This is a genomic window from Rhodococcus sp. (in: high G+C Gram-positive bacteria), assembly GCF_049286785.1.
Lineage (GTDB): Bacteria > Actinomycetota > Actinomycetes > Mycobacteriales > Mycobacteriaceae > Rhodococcus_F.
This window is the reverse complement of sequence record NZ_JBAQEO010000303.1, coordinates 1-1,580: the sequence shown is the minus strand read 5'-3', so window position 1 is coordinate 1,580 and position 1,580 is coordinate 1. Positions and strand designations below refer to the sequence as shown.

Below are 1,580 nucleotides of genomic sequence, written 5' to 3'. Positions count from 1 at the left end.
GTTCCGACGTGTGCAGATCGTCGCGCATTCCAGGGAAACCTGGAACATAGGTGTCCACCGAGAACGGCGGCACCGCCGTCACCAGTCCCAGGGCCCCGATGAGACCGATCGAGATGTGTCGCTTGCGCACGGAAGTGATCGTGCTAGCCATGTCAAACTGCCAATCATTATGGCCGGCACAAATACCGGCAGTCGATCGGTGAGGAGTACCAATCCACCGGCCTGTCGCCGATGGAATGTGTCGACGGATCAGAAAGCGATCGGATGCACTGCGTGCAATGCAAACGGTTGGCGGGTGTCTATCAGGGAACGTCGCGCCTTATCTGCCAGGGTGGGTCAGACGCGCGCAGACACCGATCGCGAGGTCATCCCGTGGTACATCCGAGTCAGGTGTACGCGACTGCAGATGCCGAGCTTGTTGTAGATGTTCTTTACGTGCTGACGCACGGTGTGCAGGCTCAGCGTCAATTCCTCGGCGATCTCCCGGTCCGAGAAGCCCGCGGCAACCAAACCGGCCACGTCGTACTCCCGAGTCGACAGCGACTGCAGAGCCGGACTACGAAACCGCGGCCGTGCGGTCTCGAGTGCGAGCTCGAGTACCTGGGCACCGGGTTCACCGGGCACCGGTCGCACCGTGCACTCGAGCACGTCTTTCGCACCGTTGGTCAGCCGGACGAGGTACGACCGGTGCAGCACCGACGACGTGACGCCTACGTCTCGCAGGATCCGGTAGAGGATGTCCGCGCCTTCCTGTAATTCACAGACCAACTCGGTGGCCGACGGAGTCCATTGCGGGTCGATGGATCCGGCGGAGAAATAGACCACGGCGGCCGAGCTTGTCTCGAGTGCCATCCGGGACATCGCTACCTGCTGTTGTAATGCCTCCCTGCGACGCAGATTGATCACCGCGCCACCGACCACATTCGCGATAGCAACCATCAGATCCATGTCGATCTCGCCGATCTCCGTGCCAACCGAGTCGGAGGCGAAATCGATCGTCCCGATGATCGTTCCTCCGGCCACAACCGGAGCTTTGAGCACATGCACCATGTTTTCGAGACGATCGACTCGCTGGTACACCTCGGTCTCTCGCCACTCTCGAATGGTCCGCTGCGCTAGGTTGTACACGGGAGCCGCGGTCAGCAATGCCTGCCGGAGTTCTTCATCGACCGGTCGTCCGCATTGCTCGTAGGTGGTCATGAACCTGTCGCTGACGTTTCGCGACTCGTACCATGCCGGCGTCTGCGCATCGTCGTTGAAGAGATAGATCGCCTGCATCGGCAAATCCATCACGGCGCCGATCTGACCGAAGTAGGCATCGCCGAGCTCCGCCAGATCATCGACGTCCATGAGGGACGACGACAGTTTCATCAGCGCGGCGTACCGCGACCTATCACCTTTTCGTGTGGTGCGTTCGCCCGACCACGCCACCAAATTGCTCTTACGCATCGGGCTGGGTTCCATACCGAGTGACTCCGTTACTTGTGGCCCACGGTCGTGAAAAGAACGTGCGCGCGCCCAGACGTCGGCCGCGGGCTGAGCGGCACGACGTCGTCGGGGCACACGTCGTTGGGTATCAC

The 1,580-nt window shown here is 61.1% G+C and carries 1 protein-coding gene; it reads right to left on the bottom strand.

All coding sequences use genetic code 11. From position 1 onward, the window contains the following. Nucleotides 1-336: 336 nt before the first annotated feature. Nucleotides 337-1,449, bottom strand: a complete 1,113-nt coding sequence (locus WAW17_RS11720; protein WP_422333150.1) for a LuxR C-terminal-related transcriptional regulator — start codon at nucleotides 1,447-1,449, stop codon at nucleotides 337-339. Nucleotides 1,450-1,580 lie beyond the last annotated feature (131 nt).

Coding starts and splice junctions, on each gene's coding strand:
- WAW17_RS11720 (WP_422333150.1), bottom strand. CDS start 1,449: ATGCGTAAGAGCAATTTGGTGGCGTGGTCGGGCGAACGCACCACACGA.